Genomic DNA, 18,982 nt, shown 5'->3' on the forward strand with positions numbered 1-18,982 from the left:
CGCATGCCCGCCCGCCTTCGCGCCCTGGTCACCGTGGTGTGCGCGGTGGTCCTCGGAGCGCTGCTCCCCGCGACCGCCGCACACGCCGAGAGCCGGACCGTGCAGGGCGGACGGCTCGACTGGGGTATCAAGTCGTCGTTCCAGAGCTACGTCACCGGGCCGGTCGCCAAGGGGAGTTACTCCTTGACCGGGGGAGCGGCCACCGTCGGTGGCAGCGCCTTCCGCTTCCACTCGGCGTCCGGCGCCTACGACGGCGAGACGGGTGCCTTCCGCGCCGCCTTCTCGGGCGGCGTCCACTTCCTCGGCCACCGCACCGGCACGGGCGCGTACCAGCTCGACCTCACCATCAGCCGTCCCACCGTGAGCATCACCGGCTCCACCGGCACGCTCCACGTGGACGTCGTCAGCAGGGCGAAGGACACCGGGGCGGTCACGACGTCCCGTCAGGTGCCCTTCGCCTCCCTCTCCCTCGGCGGCATCGACATGAAGGGCGGCGGCACCGCCGTGGCCCTGAACAACCTGCCCGCCACCCTCACCGCCCAGGGCGCCGCGTCCTTCGCCGGGTACTACACCGCCGGGACGGCCCTCGACCCGGTGAGCCTGTCGGCGGACGTGCGGGCCCCCGCACGGCAGCAGCGGAAGCAGCCGTCGAGCACGCCCACCGGGTCGGCCAAGTCGCCGGACGCCGCACGCACTTCGAGCGGCGCGGTCAGGGACGGCGCCGTCGACTGGGGCGTGCGCCGCACCTTCCGCGAGTACGTCACCGGCGACATCGCCGACGGCAGGTGGACCCTGTCCGCCGGCGCCCAGGACGGCGGCGCCCTCTTCCGCTTCCCCGGCGGCGAGGGGACGTACGAGGACGGCGGCCTCACCGCCGCCTTCGAAGGCGCGGTGCGCTTCACCGGCGCGCACGGCCTCGACCTGACCCTCAGCGGAGTACGGGCCACGGTCGAGGACGGCCGGGGCACGCTGTATGCCGATGTGAAGAGCCCGGACCTGACCGGCACGAAGGTGCCCCTGGTCACCTTCACCGCCGGAAGCCTGAAGCCGGCCGGCGGCCTGGTGCGGGTGACCGAGGCGCCCGCGAAGCTCACCGCGCGCGGCGCCGAGGCCTTCGGCGGCATGTACCGGGCCGGCACCGCCATGGACCCGGTCTCCCTGGCCGTCGCCCTCACCGCCGACGCGAAGCTGCCCGCACTGCCCGACCTGGGCAGCGCGCCCACGGCGGGCGCGAGCCCGCAGCCGAGGCAGTCCGAGCGGGCGGAGCGGCCGGATTCCGGGACCTCCGCCGAACCCGTCGCGAGCGCCACCGACGACGGCGGCTTCCCCGCCCTGCCCGTCTCCCTCGCGGCCGGCGCCCTGCTGCTGGCGGCCGCGGCCCTCGGGGCCGTCACCGTCCGCAGGCGCCGCGCCCGGCCCGCCGCGTCCGCCTCGGACGAGGGCTGAATCCACGACCCCCGGCCGCCCGCCCGCGGCCCCACCACTCAAGGAGAACCGAGTCATGCCCGTCGGACGACGCCGCTCCACCGCACTCGCCGCCGCCGTGGCGACGGCCGCCGCACTCGGCGCCACCGCCCTCGCCACAGTCGGCGCGACCACCGCCTCGGCGGCCGAAGTCCCGCTCAAGGACTACGAGCTGACGTGGGGCATCAAGGAGACGTACCGCAATTACGTCGCCACCTTCGCCAAGGGCAGCTTCACCCCCGCCGACGGCGCGACGCAGGCCGCCGGCAACGGCGCGTTCACCTTCGTCGACGGCACGGGCACCTACGAGTCGACCGGGCACACCGTGGACCTCGCCTTCGGGGGAAGCCTCGCGATCGAGTCCACGGCGCACCGCTTCGCGCTCACACTGTCGGACGTCAGATTCGACAGCAAGGACGCCGAGATCACCGCCGACGTGACGCGCGACGGCACCACGCAGGACGACGTACCGCTCGCCACGGTCGCCGTCACCCGCGAGATGAAGGACATGGCGACCACACTGACCGAGGAGGCCGCGGAGGTCTTCGGCAGCGCCGGCTACAAGGGCGCGGCGGGCGACCCGCTGACGGTGGCGCGGAAGACACCACCGGCGCCCGGCCCCACGCCCAGCACGGACGCCCCCACCACCGAGCCCTCCACCACCCCCTCACCGACGGCGACGCAGACCCAGCCGGAGGACCCGGAGCCGACGGCCACCGAGACCACCTCGACGGCGCCGGGCCCGAGCGTGACCGCGACCGCGAGCACCGGCTCGTCCCCCTCCGCCACCGCCCCCGCCACCGCGGCCCCCGCCAAGGGCGAGATAGCCGACGGCACCCTCGGCTGGGGTGTGAAGGAGTCCTTCCGCACCTACGTCGTCGACGGCCACGCCAAGGGCAGGGTGACCGTCTCGGGCGGGGCCACCCAAGCGGCCGGAAACGGCGCCTTCACCTTCAAGGACGCCACCGGCACCTACGACACGGACGCCGACACACTCACCGCCTCCTTCCAGGGCGCCGTGAACTTCAAGGGCCACGAGACGAACGGCACGTACGGCCTCGACCTGACCCTGAGCAACCTCAAGGCCACCCTCGACGGCGGCACCGGCACACTGACCGCCGACGTGAACAGCCTGGGCACGCGGACCAGGGGCGTCGTCCTGGCCGACCTCAAGGCCAAGTCCGCCGATCTGACCGCCCGGAACGACGTCATCACCGTCGACGGCGTCGCCGCCACCCTCACCGCCGCCAGCGAGCAGGTCTTCGGCAACTACCGGGCCGGCACCGCGCTCGACGCGGTCGACCTGTCCGTGGCGCTGAGCGAGGACGCACAGCTGCCGGACGGCGACGGCACGACCGGCGGCTCGGGCGCCAGCGGCGGCTCCGGCACCACGGGCGGCACCGGCGGCGCGTCCGGCTCGACGACCGGAGGCACTGGTTCCACCATCGGCGGCACCGGCACGACCACGGGCGGCTCGATCGGCGGCGGCAGCCTGGCCTCCACCGGCGCGGACATCCCGGGCCCGGCCCTGGGCACGGCGGCCGGCGTCGCGGTCGCGGTCGGCGCGGGCGCGGTGTTCGCGGCGCGCAGGCGGCGGACGCAGGCGTAACGGACGCAGGCGTGACGGACCGTGCGTCCCGGCCCGCACCGTCTCCCGGCCCGCACCGTCTCCCGGCCCCGGCCCGGAGACCCGCGCGGCCGGGACGCGCCCGCCGCCCCGGCGATGCTTGAATGCGCCGGTGACTGACTACGACGTACTGCGCGTCTTCTGCGCGCCGAACGGCGGCTACGGCAACGAGCTCGGCGTCGTCCGGGACGGCTCCGTGCTGCCGGACCGGGCCGAGCGGCAGGAGCTCGCCGCGAAACTCGGCTTCAGCGAGACCGTGTTCGTCGACGACCCCGAGCGCGGCGTCGTCGACATCTACACACCCACCCTGCGCCTGCCGTTCGCCGGCCATCCCTGCGTCGGCACGGCCTGGCTGCTCGACGTGCCCGAACTTGTCACCCCGGCCGGAGCGGTGGGCGCCCGGCTGGACGGCGAGTTCAGCTGGATCGAGGCCCGCCCCGAGTGGGCGCCGCCGCGCACCCTGCGCCAGTACGCCACCGTCGCCGAGGTCGACGACCTGCGGGTGCCGCCACCGGGGGAGTGGATCTACGCCTGGGCCTGGGAGGACGAGGCGGCCGGGCGCATCCGTGCCCGCGCCTTCCCGGGGCGGGACGACGGGATCGACGAGGACGAGGCGACGGGCGCCGCGGCGCTGCTGCTGACCGAGCGGCTGGGGCGTGCCCTCAACATCACCCAGGGTGTCGGTTCGCAGATCCTCACGGCCCCGCAGCCCGAGGGCTGGGTCGAGATCGGCGGACGGGTACGCCTGGAGCGGTGACGGCGGTGACGGCGGTGACGGCGGTGACGGCGGTGACGGCGGTGACGGCGGCCCGGCGCCGCGCCCGCGGACCGGCCGCCGTCGTGCCGGCCCGGCCGGTCCTCCTCACGCCGACAGCGGGAACTCCTCGCCCAGCCCCTGGAAGACCGCCGTGTTCAGGGCGAAGGCCCGCTTGCACTCGGCGACGACCCGCTGCTTCTCCAGGTCGTCCGCGGGGATGCCGTCCAGCAGCTCGCGGTACTCGCGCTTGAACGCGGCCGGGTTGGTGATCTCCTCGAAGACGTAGAAGCGGACCCCGTCGCCCTTCTTGGCGAAGCCCCACGTCCGCTCCGCCTTGTCGCGGATGATCTGCCCGCCGGACAGGTCGCCGAGGTAGCGCGTGTAGTGGTGGGCGACGTACCCGCCGGGCCACTGCTCGGCGCACTCGCGCACCCGGGCCGCGTACTCCTCGGTCGCGGGCAGGGCGGTCAGCCCCGTGCGCCACCGCGGGCCGCGCAGGTGGGCCAGGTCCCGCTCCAGCGAGGCCAGCCTCATCAGCTCCGGCCGGACGAACGGCCCGGCCACCGGGTCCGAGGCCAGCCGCCCGGCGCCGCCCTCCAGTGCCTCGTAGACGAACCACAGCTGCTCGGTGTAGCGCGCGTACGCGTCGACGCCGAGCCGGCCGCCGAGCAGGTCGCTCATGAAGGTGGAGGTCTCCGCCTCCACGTGCTGCTCGTGGGAGGCCGTGCGGATGAGGGTCGAGAAGGAGTCCATGAGGCCGATTTTCTATGGTTAGGCTTACCTAAGTCAATACTTTTCCGACGCCCTGTCGGTAAAAGCGTACCCGGACGCGCGAAGGCCCGCCCTCCGAGGAGAGCGGGCCCGGGGAAGAGACGCGGTGGGGCTACGGAAGGGTGAGGATCTCGGCTCCCGAGTCCGTCACCACCAGCGTGTGCTCGAACTGCGCCGTCCGCTTGCGGTCCTTCGTGACGACCGTCCAGCCGTCGTCCCACATGTCGTACTCGTGCGTCCCGAGCGTGAGCATCGGCTCGATGGTGAACGTCATCCCGGGCTGGATGACGGTCGTCGCGTGCGGGCTGTCGTAGTGCGGGACGATGAGCCCCGAGTGGAACGACGAGTTGATCCCGTGGCCGGTGAAGTCCCGCACCACCCCGTACCCGAACCGCTTCGCGTACGACTCGATGACCCGGCCGATGATGTTGATCTGCCGGCCCGGCTTGACCGCCTTGATCGCGCGGGCCAGCGCCTCGCGGGTGCGCTCGACCAGCAGTCGGCTCTCCTCGTCGACGTCGCCGACGAGGTAGGTCGCGTTGTTGTCGCCGTGCACACCGCCGATGTACGCCGTCACGTCGAGGTTGACGATGTCACCGTCGCGCAGCACCGTGGAGTCGGGGATGCCGTGGCAGATGACCTCGTTGACCGAGCTGCACAGGGACTTGGGGAAACCGCGGTAGCCGAGCGTCGAGGGGTAGGCGCCGTGGTCGCACATGTACGCGTGCGCCACCCGGTCCAGCTCGTCCGTCGTCACGCCGGGCGCGATGATCTTCGCGGCCTCCTCCATCGCCCGCGCCGCGATCCGGCCGGCCACGCGCATGGCCTCGATCGTCTCGGGCGTCTGCACCTCCGGTCCGGTGTAGGGCGTCGGCGCGGGTTTGCCCACGTACTCGGGCCGGCGGATGTTTCCGGGTACGGAACGGGTGGGAGAAAGCTCCCCTGGTACGAGCAGCGACTGGCCAGACATGTCAGCGAGTCTAACCAGCGGGCCTGCGAGAGCATGTCCCCGGCAGGTGGGTGAAAGGAGCCGGTCATGGCCTTGTTCAAGAAGCGCACGGTCGGAAAACCGGGCGAGTGGTACTACTGCCTGGAGCACCGGAAGGTCGAGGAGGGGCCGGACTGCCCGGGCAAGGACCGTTTCGGGCCGTACGCGTCCCGCACGGAGGCCGAGCAGGCGATGCAGACCGCCCGCGAGCGCAACCTGGAGTGGGAGAACGACCCCAGGTGGCACGACGCCTCCGCCGAGGGGCGCGCGGACGAGGGCTGACAGGGCTGACAGAGCTGACAGGACTGACAGCCGTTGCCCGGACGTCCGGTCACCAGCGGGACGGAGGCGGGGCCGTCAGGTGGTCGGCCAGGCGGGAGAGGCGGTCCCGGAAGCGGCGGCGGCCCCGGGGCGGCGGCACCGCGTTCTCGCCGGCCGCCGCACTGACCAGGTGCTGCACCGTGTCCAGGTCCAGCTCGGCGCCGTCCGGCACGGCCAGCGTCTCGTGCGCCAGGGCCGTCAGCTCCCGCTCGCCGGTGCCGAGCGCCAGCACCGTCGCGCCGGCCCGGCGGGCGTCGTGCACCCGTTCCAGCAGCGGGGCGCCCGGATCGTCGGGCGTCACCACGAGCAGCGTCTCCCCGCGCCGGGCCGCCGCCAGCCGCCCGAGACCCACCGCGAGGTGCGCCGGGTCCGACGGGCGCGCGTCGTGCCGTACGAGCGTGGGGGCCAGCTCCGGCGTCCCCGACCAGGCGGCCTCGTCCACCAGGTGCGCCGCCAGGTGCCAGGGCTCGTACCCGGCGGAGCCCACCAGCAGCAGCCCGCCGCCGTGCGGGACCACGGACCCGCGCAGCGCCCCCGCGAACCTCCGGGTGGCCCCCAGCCACTCGGTTCCGGCGAGCACGTCCCGCAGCAGCGCGACCCGTACGGCGTCCATGGGCCCGCATCCTGCCGCAACCCGGCCCGCCAGGCCCGGGATTCGCCCGGAATTCGCCCGACCCGGGGACGGCCCGGGAACGGCCCGGGAACGGCCGGAGGACTGCCCGGGACTCCCCGGAGACGGTCCGAGGGCGCACCGGGGACGCACCGGGGACGCACCGGAAACGGCCCGACACCGGGTGGAACCCGAACCCGTCCGGCGGCCGGTACGGACGTAGGGTCGGCCCCATGACCTCTACCGACAGTGCTGCACAGAAGGCCCCCGCCAAGGACCCCTGGGACCTGCCCGACGTCTCCGGGCTCGTCGTCGGCGTACTCGGCGGCACCGGCCCCCAGGGCAAGGGCCTCGCCTACCGCCTCGCCAAGGCCGGCCAGAAGGTGATCGTCGGCTCGCGCGCCGCCGAGCGCGCCCGGGCCGCCGCCGAGGAGATCGGGCACGGCGTCGAGGGCGCCGACAACGCCGAGACCGCCCGCCGCAGCGACGTCGTGATCGTCGCCGTGCCCTGGGACGGCCACGGCAAGACCCTCGAAGCCCTGCGCGAGGAACTGTCCGGCAAGCTCGTCGTCGACTGCGTCAACCCGCTCGGCTTCGACAAGAAGGGCGCCTACGCGCTCAAGCCCGAGGAGGGCAGCGCCGCCGAGCAGGCCGCCGCCCTGCTGCCGGACAGCCGGGTCGCCGCCGCCTTCCACCACCTGTCCGCCGTCCTCCTCCAGGACCCGGAGATCGACGAGATCGACACCGACGTCATGGTGCTCGGCGAGGAGCGCGCCGACGTGGAGATCGTGCAGGCCCTCGCCGGGCGCATCGCCGGCATGCGCGGCGTCTTCGCCGGACGGCTGCGCAACGCCCACCAGGTCGAGTCGCTCGTCGCCAACCTGATCTCCGTCAACCGCCGCTACAAGGCGCACGCCGGGCTCCGCGTCACCGACGTGTGAGGCGATGGGGGACACTGGTGGGTGCCGGCCGCGCCGGCGCAGTACCCGCACGTGTCCCCCGACAGGAGCCCGCCCCATGCCCCGCCTCGCCCTCTACGCCCTGGCCGTCTGCGTCCTCGCGGTGGCCGCCGCCGTCGTCTCCTTCGTGCAGGGCAGCGTCGTGATCGGCGTCGTGTGGGTGCTGCTGTCCGGCGTGTCGTCCAACATGTGCTGGTACTACGTGAAGCGGGGCCGCGACGCCCGGCGCGCCTCGTCCGTCACGGGCTGACGGTGCACAGCTCGTCCGTCTGCCAGAAGCGGTACAGCTCGAAACCGCAGTAGGTGTCGATCTCGCCGATCCCGAGGGAGCGCAGGATCGCGTCGATCGCGTCGAAGAACACGCCGTTGAGGGCCGGGATCCACAGCAGCGCGAACACGATCAGCAGCCCGAACGGCGCGAGCGGCTCCACCTGCCGCCGCACGTTGTACGACAGCCAGGGCTCGATCACCCCGTAGCCGTCCAGGCCCGGCACCGGCAGGAAGTTCAGGATCGCGGCCGTCACCTGGAGCAGAGCCAGGAAGGCCAGCGCCATCCGGAAGTCCCGCGGCACGCCGTCCAGCGCGTCCAGCCAGAACGGCGCCGTGCAGACGATCGCGAAGAGCACGTTGGTCAGGGGACCCGCGGCCGAGATCAGACTGTGCCGCCAACGTCCCCGGATGCGCCCGCGCTCGATGAAGACCGCACCGCCGGGCAGACCGATCCCGCCCATGATCACGAACAGCACCGGGAGCACGATGCTCAGCAGGGCGTGCGTGTACTTCACCGGGTTCAGCGTGAGGTAGCCCTTCGCGCCGACCGAGATGTCCCCGCTGTGCAGGGCGGTGCGCGCGTGCGCGTACTCGTGCAGGCACAGCGACACGACCCACGCGCCCGTCACGAACAGGAACACCGCCACGCCGGGCTGCTCGGCGTACCCGGTCCAGGTGGCCCAGCCCGTGACCGCGGTGACGGCGACGATCCCGAGGAACACGGGACTGATCCGCCGGTCGCTGGGGCGGGAGGTGGCGGTGGTCATGGGACTCCCTGGCTGTCGGACACACATGGGGCCTGCGGGGCCGGCCGGGGGACCGGCGGGACTGCCCGACCGTACCGGGCGCACCGGGAAAACGTCTCGCGGGCGGCGGGAGGTTCCGGAACAACGGCGGGAGGCTCCGGGACGTGGTCCCGCCGGCGCCCGGAGCCGGTGGTCCCGCCGCCGGTACCCGCGGCTCCACGCGCCGCACCGTCGAAACCCCGTGACCGGCTTCGACGGCAGCGGGGACAATGGACCCCGTGCGCTATCGCATCCTCGGCACCACTCAGGTACTCCGCCCCGACGGCACCCTCGTCCCGGTAGGCGGGGCGCGGCTGCGCGCGCTGCTGACCGTGCTCGCGCTCAGGCCCGGCCGGGCCGTGCCGGCGGGGCTGCTGGTGGAGGAGGTGTGGGACGGCGACCCGCCCGCCGACGCACCGGGCGCCCTGCAGGCGCTGGTCGGGCGGCTGCGCCGGGCGCTCGGCGCGGACGCGGTCGCCTCGGCCGACGGTGGTTACCGGCTCACCGCCGCCCCCGACGACGTCGACCTCCACCGCTTCGACCGGCTGGCCGGCGAGGGCACCCGCGCCCTCGCCGACGGCGACCCCGCCAAGGCGGCCGCAGCGCTCGACGACGCCCTCGCCCTGTGGCGCGGTCCGGCCCTCGCCGACCTGCCCGACCGCACCGCCGAGGCGGCCCGCTGGGAGACCCGGCGCCTGGACACCCTGCGCGCGCGCCACACCGCCGCCCTGGCCCTCGGACAGGCCGAGCCCTCCCTGCCCGAGCTGACCGCGCTGTGCGACGAGCACCCCCTGGACGAGCCTCTCCAGGCCCTTCGGCTGCGCGCCCTGCGCGACACCGGCCGCGCCGCCGAGGCGCTGGCCGCCTACGAGGCCGTACGCCGGCTGCTCGCGGACCGGCTCGGCACCGATCCCGGGCCCGAACTGCGGGCCCTGCACGGGGCGCTGCTCAATCCCGGGGCGCCCGAGAAACCCTCCGTGGCCGCGACCCCCGTGGCCGCGATGCCCCCCATGCCCCCCATGCCCCCCATGTCCGCGACGCCCGCGACACACGAGACCGGCGGGATACCTTCGGCGTCCCCGGCATCCCCGGCGTCCCCGGCGTCCCCGGCGTCCCCGGCGTCCTCCCCGCCGTCCCTGCCGTCCCCGGCTCCCGCCGCCCCCGGAGCGCCCGAGCCCCCTGTCGCCGCCGCCGCGGCGCCCCGCCCCCGTGGCAACCTCCGCGCCCGGCTGACCTCGTTCGTCGGCCGGGCCGCCGACCTGGAGGCCCTCCGTTCCGACCTGGCCACCACGCGGCTCGTCACCCTCCTCGGGCCCGGCGGTGCGGGCAAGACCCGGCTGTCGCAGGAGGCCGCGGAGGGCGCCGGGGAGACGGCGCGGGACGGCGTGTGGCTGGCCGAACTCGCGCCCGTCGACGACCCCGACGCCGTACCGGAGGCCGTCCTGACCGCGCTGGGCGCCCGCGAGACCGTGCTGTACGGCGCCGGCGCCGAGGAGATGCGGGCCGTCGCCGCCACCGACCGGCAGGCCACCGCCGTCGAGCGCCTCGTCGAGCACTGCGGCCGGCGCCGCATGCTGATCGTCCTGGACAACTGCGAGCACGTCGTCGACGCCGCCGCCCGCCTCGCCGAGGAACTGCTCGCCCGCTGCCCGAACCTGACCGTCCTCGCCACCAGCCGGGAACCCCTCGGCGTACCGGGTGAGCTGCTGCGCCCGGTGGAGCCGCTGCCCGAGCCGGCCGCGCTGCGGCTGCTCGCCGACCGGGGCGCCGCCGCCCGCCCCGGCTTCCGTACCGACGCCGACGAGGAGACCGCGGCCGCCTGCGCCGAGATCTGCCGCCGCCTCGACGGCCTGCCGCTGGCCATCGAACTGGCCGCCGCCCGGCTGCGGATGCTGACCCCGCGCCAGATCGCCGACCGCCTCGACGACCGTTTCCGCCTGCTCACCTCCGGCAGCCGCACCGTCCTGCCCCGCCAGCAGACACTGCGCGCGGTCGTCGACTGGTCCTGGGACCTGCTCGACGGGCACGAACGGGACGTGCTGGGGCGCCTGTCCGTCTTCGCGGGCGGCTGCGACCTCGCCGCCGCCGAGGCCGTGTGCGGGCCCGCCACCCTGGACGCGCTCGGCTCCCTGGTCGACAAGTCCCTCGTCGTGGCCGCGCCGTCCGGGAGCGACGGGATGCGCTACCGGCTCCTGGAGACCGTCGCCGAGTACGCCGGTGAACGCCTCGACGAGACCGGAGGGCGACCCGCCGCCGAGCGCGCGCACCTGACGTACTACCGGGAACTCGCCCGCACCACGGACCCGTTGCTGCGCGGCCCGCGGCAGCTCGCCGCCGTCGAGCGGCTGGAGCGCGAGTACGAGAACCTGCGCACCGCCCTGCGCCACGCCGTCGCCGAGCGCGACGAGCAGGAGGCGCTGAGCCTGGCCCTGTCGCTGAGCTGGTACTGGCAGATGCGCGACATGCGGGTGGAGGCCCGGAACTGGTTCAGCGAGGTCATGACCCTCGGCCCGGACCCGTTCGCCGAGCCGGTCCGCCGCGCCGAGCCGGTGTGGGAGCGGTGCACGGCCGCCCCGCCCCCGATGACCGGCGAAGTGCTCGCCGAGGCCCGCCGCGGCGTCCACCTGGCCCATCTCGCCTGCATGGACACCGAGCTGGACGCCTGGCAGAGCCCGGCGGCCAAGCGGAAGCTGCGCGCCATCACCGAGACGTACGAACCGGGCATGCCCCAGACCTGCTTCCCTCCCGGCCTGCTCTGGTTCTTCGCCGTGGTGCTCTCCGGCGACATGGAGCGGCTGCGCGAGATCATGGACGGCGCCGTGCGCACCTGCCGCGAGACGCCGGGATACGACTGGGCGCTGGCCGGCAGCCTCCAGATGCGCGCCAACTTCCTCGCCAACCGCGCCGAGTGGGCGGGCGACGCCACCAGTGACGCCGACGAGGCGCTGGAGATCTACCGCCGCCTCGGCGACGCCTGGGGCACCGCCGAGGCCCTCGCCGCCCGCGGCGAGGCCCGGGAGCGCAAGGGCGAGTTCCGGCTCGCCGCCGCCGACTACCGGGCCGCCGCGCAGCACGCCGAGCGGCTCGGCGCGCACGCCCAGGTGGACGTCCTGGAGGCCCGCCTCGGCAGTGTGCTGCTGGAGGCGGGCGACGGCGAGGAGGGCGAGCGCATCCTGTACGCCGTGGTCGACCGCGCCGACGTGGCCGGGCACAGCGGCGCCATGCCGGCCGCCCGGCTCTTCCTCGCCGGCTGGCTCGGCATGACCGGCCGGACCGCCGAGGCGCGGATGCAGCTGCGGCTGCTGCGCAAGGACTTCGTCATCTCGCACTTCATCGTCTTCGACGCCTTCATCCTCGCCGCCGAGGCGTGGATCGCCACGCTGGAGGACCGGCACGAGGAGTGCCTGACCAAGATCCGGGAGTCGTTGGAGCGGGCCGAGGACCCGCTGTCCGCGGCCATCGCCCCGCACATGCGCTCCGGCTACCTGACCATCGCCGCGATGGCGCTGGCCCGCGTGGACGGCGGGCGCCGGGCCGTGGACGCCGCACGCTGCATCGGCGCCGCCGAGGCGATGCTGCCGCCGGACCACGTCCCGATGGGCCTGGAGCGGGACGCGCGTGACCGGGCCGCCGAGCGGGTCCGCGAGGTGCTCGACTCCGAGGCGTACGAGGCCGCGTACGCCGAGGGCGGCGGTCTCTCCGTGGAGGAGGCCACCGCCCTCGTCTGAGGCGAACGCGACTCAGCTCTTCGTACGGAACTTGTGGATGGCGACCGGCGCCATCACCGCCGTCAGGGCCGCCGACCAGCCCAGCGTCACCCACAGGTCGTGCGTGACGGGGCCGCCCACCATCAGCCCGCGCGCGGTGTCCGCGAGGGCGGAGAGCGGGTTGTAGTCGGTGAACGACTGCAGCCAGCCCGGCATCGAGTCGGTCGGCGCGAAGATCGACGAGCCGAACTGGAGCGGCATCAGCACCAGGAAGCCCATCCCCTGCACGGACTGCGCGTTCTTCATGATCACGCCGAGGGTGATGAACACCCACATCAGGGCCGAGCCGAACACCGCGGACAGACCGACCGAGGCCAGCAGCCCGGCCCAGTTGGTGATGTCGAAGCCGACGAGAACGGCGACGACCATCAGCACCGCGGTCGCGAACAGCATCCGCAGGAGCTCCACGGCGATCTTGGCGAACAGCACCGAGCCGCGGCCGATCGGCAGCGACCGGAAGCGGTCCATGACACCGGAGTTGAAGTCCTGGTTGAAGCCGGTGCCGACTCCCTGGGCCATGGTCATGCCCATCATGGCCATCAGGCCGGGGACGACGTACTGCACGTACGCCTCCTGTCCGCCGCCCAGCGACTGCCCGATGGAGCCGCCGAAGACGTACACGAACAGGAGCGTGAAGACGATCGGGAACAGGATGGCGTCGAACATCGACTCCGGGTCCTGCCGGATCCACAGCAGGTTGCGGCGGACCAGGGCGCTGGTGTGCCGCAGATGCCCGCGCACCGAGATCCGGGCGTCGCCGGCCGGCCGCACGGGAACCGGGGAGGCGGGAGCTGTGGGGGCGGTGGTGGTGGCGCTCATACGGCGACCTCCTCGCGGGCGTCGGCGGGCGCGGTGTCCTGCGGGGCACTGGCGCGGTGGCCGGTGAGGGACAGGAAGACCTCGTCCAGGCTGGGCAGTTCGGTGGTGATGGAGGCGATCGTGATGCCGCGCGCGGTGACCGCGCCGACCACGGCGGTCAGTTGCTCGTCGCTGAGGATCGGCACCAGGGCGGCGCCGCGCTCCGTGTCCACGGTGGAGCTGGCGAGCCCGGTGATGCCCAGCTCGTCCAGGTAGGAGGCGAGCGGGCGCAGCTGGAGCGGGTCGGCCGGGCGGATGCGCAGGGTGCGGCCGCCGACCTTGGCCTTCAGCTCCTCGATGCCGCCGTTCGCGATGACCTTGCCGCGGTCCACGACGGTCAGCTCGGAGGCGAGCTGCTCGGCCTCCTCCATGTACTGGGTGGTGAGCAGCACGGTGACGCCGTCGCCGACCATGCGCTTGACCTCGTCCCACACTTCGTTGCGGGTGCGCGGGTCCAGACCGGTCGTGGGCTCGTCCAGGTACAGCACCGCCGGGTGCCCGATCATGGAGGCGGCGAGGTCGAGGCGGCGCCGCATGCCGCCCGAGTAGGTGGCCGCGGGCCGCTTGCCCGCCTCGGTGAGCGAGAACCGCTCCAGCAGCTCGTCGGCCCGGGCGCGCGCGTCCTTGCGGGACAGGTCGAGCAGCCGGCCGATCAGGTAGAGGTTCTCCCAGCCGGGGAGCTTCTCGTCCACGGACGCGTACTGCCCGGTGAGCCCTATCACCCGCCGCAGCTGCCGCGGCTGCCGTACGACGTCGTAGCCGGCGACGTGCGCCCGGCCGGCGTCGGGGGTGATCAGGGTGGACAGGATGCGGACGAGGGTGGTCTTGCCGGCGCCGTTCGGCCCGAGCACACCCATCACGGTGCCCTCGCGCACATCCAGGTCGACACCGTCCAGCGCCTTGGTCTCGCCGTAGTGCTTGACCAGCCCCCGCACGGTGACCGCGCTGCCCGCGGCCGGGGGGTTGTCGTCGATTCGCTTCATGCCGACGACGTTGTCAGCCCCCGCCGACAAACCACCGACATCCGGCCGACACCGGCCCCGGGGTATCGCTATCCCCCGGGGCCGGTGTTCGGTGCCGCGATGGCTCAGTGGACGGAGTGCTCGTCCTGCGGGAACGCTCCGCCGACGACGTCCTCGGCGTACGCCTTCGCCGCGTCGCCCATGACCTTGCGCAGGTCGGCGTACTGCTTGACGAACTTCGGCACCCGGCCGCCGGTCAGCCCGAGCATGTCGGTCCACACCAGCACCTGGGCGTCGGTGCCGGGTCCGGCCCCGATGCCGACCGTCGGGATGTGCAGCGTCCGCGTCACCTCCGCGGCCAGCTCGGCCGGCACCAGCTCCAGGACGACCGCGAAGGCACCCGCGTCCTGCACGGCCTTGGCGTCGCGCAGCAGCTGCTGGGCCGCCTCCTCGCCCCGGCCCTGCACCCGGTAGCCCATGGCGTTGACGGACTGCGGGGTGAGGCCGATGTGCGCCATCACGGGGATGCCGGACTCCACCAGCAGTTCGATCTGCCGGTGCGAGCGCTCCCCGCCCTCCAGCTTGACCGCCCCGGCACCGGCCTCCTTCACCAGCCGGGTCGCCGAGCGCAGCGCCTGCACCGGGCCCTCCTGGTAGGAACCGAAGGGCAGGTCCGCGACGATCAGGGCGCGGCTGGTGCCGCGTACGACGGCGGCCGAGAGCATCGTCATCTCGTCCAGCGTGACGGGCACGGTGGTGTCGTAGCCGAGGTGGCAGTTGCCCGCGGAGTCGCCGACGAGCATGACCGGTATGCCGGCCTCGTCGAAGACGGACGCGGTCATCGCGTCGTACGCGGTGAGCATGGGCCACTTCTCGCCGCGCTCCTTGGCGGCGGTGATGTCCCGGACGGTGATACGACGGTTGCTCTTGCCTCCGTACAGCGCCTTGTTCCCGTCGGCGGGCTTGCGCTGAGGCGTCTGGGCAGCCGAGAGCTGCGTCATGGCAACGGCTCCTTCATGTCATCTCGAGGCGCCCTGACGGCGTCCCCGGATCCCTTCCATGGTGGCACCTCGTGAGCCCCGGCGGCTAGGGGCCCCCGTCGCGGGGCGCGCGAGGGGGGATGTCGCGTGCGGGGGGAAGGCCGCGCACGGGGAACGTCGCGCGCCGGGAAGGACGCGCGGGGAAATTAGCGCGAGGGGGAATTCGCGCGGGGAAAGGGGAGGGAGGGAAAGGGGAGGGAGGGGGTGAAATGTGCCCGTTGTGTCACAGGGCCGACCGTGTCGACGGTCACCGGAACTCCGGACTCCGCCTCGTGCGTCCTCGTGCCCGTACGGCCGTCATGGGACGGCAGGATCGGAACCGATCATCCCCTAGGGTGCTGAGTCACGGGGGGCGACGGTGTGCACGGCAGTCAGTGAGGCAACGGTATGGCGCAGCAGGCGTACATGACGGAGACGGACAACGGCGACTCGGGTCCCGAGCGCCGGGATACCCGGATTCGGCGTCTGTTCGACCGGCTGGTCACCGGCTGGCGCGGCGACCGGCGGATCTGGCGCCGGGGCCTGGTCACCGCCGCGGTGGCCCTGCTCCTGGCCGGCGTCATGGCGGCCCACTCACGCATCCCCAACGCCATCGGCAACCTCGGCAGCCTCACGGAGACCTTCCTGCCGTGGTTCGGCCTGCTGGTCCCGGTCCTGCTGGTGATCGCCGTCGTCCGCAAGTCGGCGACGGCGCTGATCGCGCTGGTGCTTCCGGTGAGCGTGTGGCTCAACCTCTTCGGCGGCCTGCTCTTCGACAAGACCGGCGCCGGCGGTGACCTCACGGTGGCCACGCACAACGTCAACGCCGACAACGCCGATCCCGCCGGCACCGCCCGCGCCGTGGCCGCGGCCGACGCGGACGTGCTGGCCCTGGAGGAGCTGAAGGCGTCCGCCGTGCCGACGTACGAGCGGGCGCTGGAGCCGAAGTACCGGCACCACGCGGTCGTCGGCACCGTCGGGCTGTGGAGCAAGTACCCGGTGAGCGACGTGAAGGCCGTCGACATCCGGCTGGGCTGGAAGCGCGCGATGCGCGCCACCGTCGCCACCCCGTCCGGCCCGGTCGCGGTGTACGTCGCCCACCTGCCCTCCGTACGGGTGAAACTGGAGGCCGGGTTCACCGCCCGGCAGCGGGACAAGAGCGCCGAGGCCCTCGGCGAGGCCATCTCCCACGAGAAGCTGCCCCGCAAGATCCTGCTCGGCGACCTCAACGGCACCATGAACGACCGCGCGCTCACCGCGATCACCTCCCAGATGCGCTCCCCGCAGGGTGCCGTGGGCAACGGCTTCGGCTTCAGCTGGCCCGCGTCGTTCCCGATGGCCCGCATCGACCAGATCCTGGTCACCGGCGTCGACCCGGTGACCAGCTGGACCCTCCCCGAGACCGGCAGCGACCACCTTCCGATCGCCGCCCGTGTGAAGGTCGACACAACGGCTTCCTGAGATTCGCCGGTGGAATACTCGCCCTGAGAGGCTTTGTTCCGTACGGGAACATAACGACGTCCGGATGGGGCGTCCAGACAGACGCCCATCCCGTACGGACACCCCCGCTCTCGAAAGGCGAGACCCCTCATGCCCCTGGCCCTGCTCGCCCTTGCCGTGGGCGCCTTCGGCATCGGTACGACCGAGTTCGTGATGATGGGCCTGCTGCCCGACGTCGCGGAAGACCTGAACATCTCGATCCCCAGCGCCGGCCACCTGGTCTCGGCCTACGCGCTCGGCGTCGTCATCGGCGCCCCGCTGCTCGCGGCGGCGACCGCCCGGATGTCGCGCCGTACGGTCCTCATCGCCCTCATGGTCCTCTTCGTGGCCGGCAACGCGCTCTCCGCGGTCGCGCCCGGGGAGGGCTCCCTCCTGGCCGCCCGTTTCGTCAGCGGTCTGCCGCACGGTGCCTTCTTCGGCGTCGGCGCGGTGGTCGCCACCGGGATGGTGGCGCCGGAACGCAAGGCCCGCTCCGTCTCCCTGATGTTCCTCGGCCTCACGGTCGCCAACATCGTCGGCGTGCCCGCGGCCACGGCCATGGGCCAGCAGCTGGGCTGGCGGGCCACCTTCCTCGGCGTGAGCGCGATCGGCGTCGCGGCGATAGCGGCACTCGTCGCGCTGATCCCCCGCGAGAACGCCCCCGCACCCACCACCGGCCTGCGCGGCGAACTGGCCGCCCTGCGCTCCCTCCCCGTCTGGCTGGCGCTCGGCACGACGGTCGCGGGCTTCGGCGCGCTGTTCTCCGCGTACAGCTACATCACCCCGATGCTCACGGACGCCGCCGGGTTCGCCGAGGCCAGTGTGACGCTGCTGCTGGCGCTGTTCGGCGTCGGCGCCACCGCGGGCAACCTGCTGGGCGGCCGGCTGGCCGACCACTCCCTGCGGGGCACCCTCTTCGGCGGCCTCGCCTCGCTGGTCCTGGTCCTCGCCCTCTTCCCGCTCCTGATGCGCACGGAGGTCACCGCGGCCGTCGCGGTGGCCCTCCTGGGCATGGCCGCCTTCCTCACCGGCTCCCCGCTCCAGCTGATGGTCATGGAGAAGGCGTCCGCGGCCCCCTCGCTGGCCTCCTCCGCCAACCAGGCCGCCTTCAACCTCGCCAACGCCGGCGGTGCCTGGATCGGCGGCCTCGCCCTCGCGGCGGGCTTCGGCGCCACCTCCCCGGCGACGGCGGGGGCGGCGCTGGCGGTGCTCGGTGTGGCGGTCGCGGGCGCGGCCTACGCGGTGGACCGCCGCCGTGCCGCTTCCGCTCCGGTCGCCGGGCGGGAACGCGTGGTCGCGGGCCATGTGCCGGAGCCCGCGGAAACGGTCTGCCGGTAACGTCCGGCGCCCGTCTCCCAGGGACAGGTGCCGGGAGGGCCCGGGCCGGGCCCTCCCGGCGATGGCGACCTGCGGTTTTCTCCGCGCGACCGGCCCGGGTCCGCCGATCGCCGCGGGGGCCCGCCCGGTGGGGGAGGGCAGGAGCGCGAGGAGCGGGAGATTGCTGGGGCGGAAAGTGTGTCAAAGGCCGACAAATAGCCACTCGTCGTGAGACGGACGGTCACGTGTGACGCCCGGTGTGCGCCCTCCGGCACACGCCGGGTCGTCCGGGAGACGGACACGGGACCTCACACAGGACATCCGACGAGGGGAAGTCGCCGATGAGTGAGTCCGTACAGACCGGCCCCAGGAGCAAAACCGGGGACAAGGTCAGAACAGAGGCCGCCGCGACGGCCGGGCAGGCCGGACAGGCCGCGGGCCAGGTCGCCGGAACCGCGGCGGAACAGGCCAGGCACGTGGCCGACGAGGCCCGGCAGCAGGCCGGTACGGCCATCCAGGACCTGCGCGGCCGTGCGATGACCGAGGCCAACGGCCAGACCAGGCGCGCGGCCGGCACGCTGCGGCAGTGGGCGGACGACCTCGCCGACCTCGCCGAGAACGCCCACAAGGAGTCCGCGGTCCGCGGCCTGGCGACGCAGGCGGCCGACCGGGGTCACCGTGCGGCCGGCTACCTGGAGAGGCAGGGGGCCGAAGGCCTCGTGTCCGACCTCCAGGGCTTCGCCCGCCGGCGTCCCGGGGCCTTCCTCGGTGGCGCGCTGCTGGCCGGACTGGCCGTCGGGCGCCTGGCGAAGGCGGGCAGCGCCGCCCGGTCGGACGGCTCCGGACAGGGGCCGGCCACCGGTTCGGCGGGCCGCGACGGCCTGGCCGCCGCCCCGGACACCGCGCCGCTGCCGCCCGGCCCCGCGCCGGGTGCCCCGCCGCGGGTGGCCCCCGCCAGCGCACCGGTCCCACCCGCCACCGGTATACCGCCGGGCGGCGCGCCGGGACGTGCGCACCCGGGGGTGTGA

Annotated in this window: 17 protein-coding genes; 10 read left to right on the forward strand and 7 right to left on the reverse strand. The window is 73.8% G+C overall.

What is annotated here, in order from left to right:
• The first annotated feature begins 3 nt into the window (after positions 1–3).
• The 3 genes from ACP4J0_RS25960 (at position 4) to ACP4J0_RS25970 (ending at position 3,848) form a co-directional block, all read left to right on the forward strand.
• Positions 4–1,446, forward strand: a complete 1,443-nt coding sequence (locus ACP4J0_RS25960) for an HtaA domain-containing protein (protein ID WP_426601143.1) — start codon at positions 4–6, stop codon at positions 1,444–1,446.
• Between the two features lie 55 nt (positions 1,447–1,501).
• Positions 1,502–3,073, forward strand: coding sequence for an HtaA domain-containing protein (locus ACP4J0_RS25965; RefSeq protein ID WP_426601144.1), 1,572 nt, complete (start codon positions 1,502–1,504; stop codon positions 3,071–3,073).
• Positions 3,074–3,203: 130 nt separating this feature from the next.
• Positions 3,204–3,848 carry a PhzF family phenazine biosynthesis protein gene (locus tag ACP4J0_RS25970; RefSeq protein ID WP_426601145.1) on the forward strand — a complete coding sequence of 215 codons (645 nt, stop codon included), beginning with the start codon at positions 3,204–3,206 and terminating at the stop codon, positions 3,846–3,848.
• A gap of 105 nt (positions 3,849–3,953) precedes the next feature.
• On the opposite strand, the gene ACP4J0_RS25975 is transcribed toward ACP4J0_RS25970, so the two are convergent.
• Together ACP4J0_RS25975 and map are read right to left on the reverse strand one after the other, a co-directional pair.
• Complete coding sequence (locus ACP4J0_RS25975) at positions 3,954–4,601, reverse strand: heme oxygenase (biliverdin-producing) (RefSeq protein ID WP_426601146.1); 648 nt, start codon at positions 4,599–4,601, stop codon at positions 3,954–3,956.
• 130 nt (positions 4,602–4,731) lie between these two features.
• Positions 4,732–5,589 (reverse strand): type I methionyl aminopeptidase, encoded by an 858-nt coding sequence (gene map, locus ACP4J0_RS25980; RefSeq protein ID WP_426522490.1) that lies wholly within the window; start codon positions 5,587–5,589, stop codon positions 4,732–4,734.
• Positions 5,590–5,655: 66 nt separating this feature from the next.
• On the opposite strand from map, the gene ACP4J0_RS25985 reads away from it, so the two are divergent.
• Positions 5,656–5,889 (forward strand): hypothetical protein, encoded by a 234-nt coding sequence (locus ACP4J0_RS25985; RefSeq protein WP_426601147.1) that lies wholly within the window; start codon positions 5,656–5,658, stop codon positions 5,887–5,889.
• Positions 5,890–5,938: 49 nt separating this feature from the next.
• Here the strand turns inward: ACP4J0_RS25985 and ACP4J0_RS25990 are convergent, their stop codons facing one another.
• Positions 5,939–6,541, reverse strand: coding sequence for a hypothetical protein (locus ACP4J0_RS25990; protein WP_426601148.1), 603 nt, complete (start codon positions 6,539–6,541; stop codon positions 5,939–5,941).
• Positions 6,542–6,771: 230 nt separating this feature from the next.
• On the opposite strand from ACP4J0_RS25990, the gene npdG reads away from it, so the two are divergent.
• Positions 6,772–7,479, forward strand: a complete 708-nt coding sequence (gene npdG, locus ACP4J0_RS25995) for an NADPH-dependent F420 reductase (protein WP_426601149.1) — start codon at positions 6,772–6,774, stop codon at positions 7,477–7,479.
• Positions 7,480–7,555: 76 nt separating this feature from the next.
• Positions 7,556–7,747 (forward strand): hypothetical protein, encoded by a 192-nt coding sequence (locus tag ACP4J0_RS26000; RefSeq protein ID WP_426601150.1) that lies wholly within the window; start codon positions 7,556–7,558, stop codon positions 7,745–7,747.
• Here the strand turns inward: ACP4J0_RS26000 and ACP4J0_RS26005 are convergent.
• Positions 7,737–8,534 carry a site-2 protease family protein gene (locus ACP4J0_RS26005; RefSeq protein WP_426601151.1) on the reverse strand — a complete coding sequence of 266 codons (798 nt, stop codon included), beginning with the start codon at positions 8,532–8,534 and terminating at the stop codon, positions 7,737–7,739. The two genes, ACP4J0_RS26000 and ACP4J0_RS26005, sit on opposite strands and share 11 nt — an antisense overlap.
• Positions 8,535–8,782: 248 nt before the next feature.
• Here ACP4J0_RS26005 and ACP4J0_RS26010 point away from each other — a divergent pair, with 248 nt between their 5' ends.
• Positions 8,783–12,280 (forward strand): AfsR/SARP family transcriptional regulator, encoded by a 3,498-nt coding sequence (locus ACP4J0_RS26010; RefSeq protein WP_426601152.1) that lies wholly within the window; start codon positions 8,783–8,785, stop codon positions 12,278–12,280.
• A 12-nt stretch (positions 12,281–12,292) separates the two neighbouring features.
• Here the strand turns inward: ACP4J0_RS26010 and ACP4J0_RS26015 are convergent, their stop codons facing one another.
• The 3 genes from ACP4J0_RS26015 to panB all read right to left on the reverse strand — a co-directional run bounded on the left by ACP4J0_RS26015 (position 12,293) and on the right by panB (position 15,140).
• Entirely contained in the window at positions 12,293–13,138 is an 846-nt protein-coding gene (locus ACP4J0_RS26015) for an ABC transporter permease (protein ID WP_426601153.1), read from the reverse strand.
• Positions 13,135–14,160, reverse strand: coding sequence for an ATP-binding cassette domain-containing protein (locus tag ACP4J0_RS26020; protein WP_426601154.1), 1,026 nt, complete (start codon positions 14,158–14,160; stop codon positions 13,135–13,137). The genes ACP4J0_RS26015 and ACP4J0_RS26020 overlap by 4 nt, the downstream gene beginning before the upstream one ends.
• 104 nt (positions 14,161–14,264) lie before the next feature.
• A complete protein-coding gene (gene panB, locus ACP4J0_RS26025) occupies positions 14,265–15,140 on the reverse strand; it encodes a 3-methyl-2-oxobutanoate hydroxymethyltransferase (protein ID WP_426601155.1) in 876 nt (291 codons plus the stop codon).
• Between the two features lie 426 nt (positions 15,141–15,566).
• Between panB and ACP4J0_RS26030 the strand changes: the two genes are divergently transcribed.
• From ACP4J0_RS26030 to ACP4J0_RS26040, 3 genes are all read left to right on the forward strand, one after another.
• A complete protein-coding gene (locus ACP4J0_RS26030; protein ID WP_426601156.1) occupies positions 15,567–16,619 on the forward strand; it encodes an endonuclease/exonuclease/phosphatase family protein in 1,053 nt (350 codons plus the stop codon).
• Between the two features lie 129 nt (positions 16,620–16,748).
• On the forward strand, positions 16,749–17,975 hold the full coding sequence (locus ACP4J0_RS26035) for an MFS transporter (RefSeq protein WP_426601157.1): 1,227 nt from the start codon (positions 16,749–16,751) through the stop codon (positions 17,973–17,975).
• 320 nt (positions 17,976–18,295) lie between these two features.
• Positions 18,296–18,982, forward strand: a complete 687-nt coding sequence (locus ACP4J0_RS26040; RefSeq protein WP_426601158.1) for a hypothetical protein — start codon at positions 18,296–18,298, stop codon at positions 18,980–18,982.

The organism is Streptomyces sp. WG7 (genome assembly GCF_049975785.1).
In the GTDB taxonomy this organism is placed as follows: domain Bacteria; phylum Actinomycetota; class Actinomycetes; order Streptomycetales; family Streptomycetaceae; genus Streptomyces.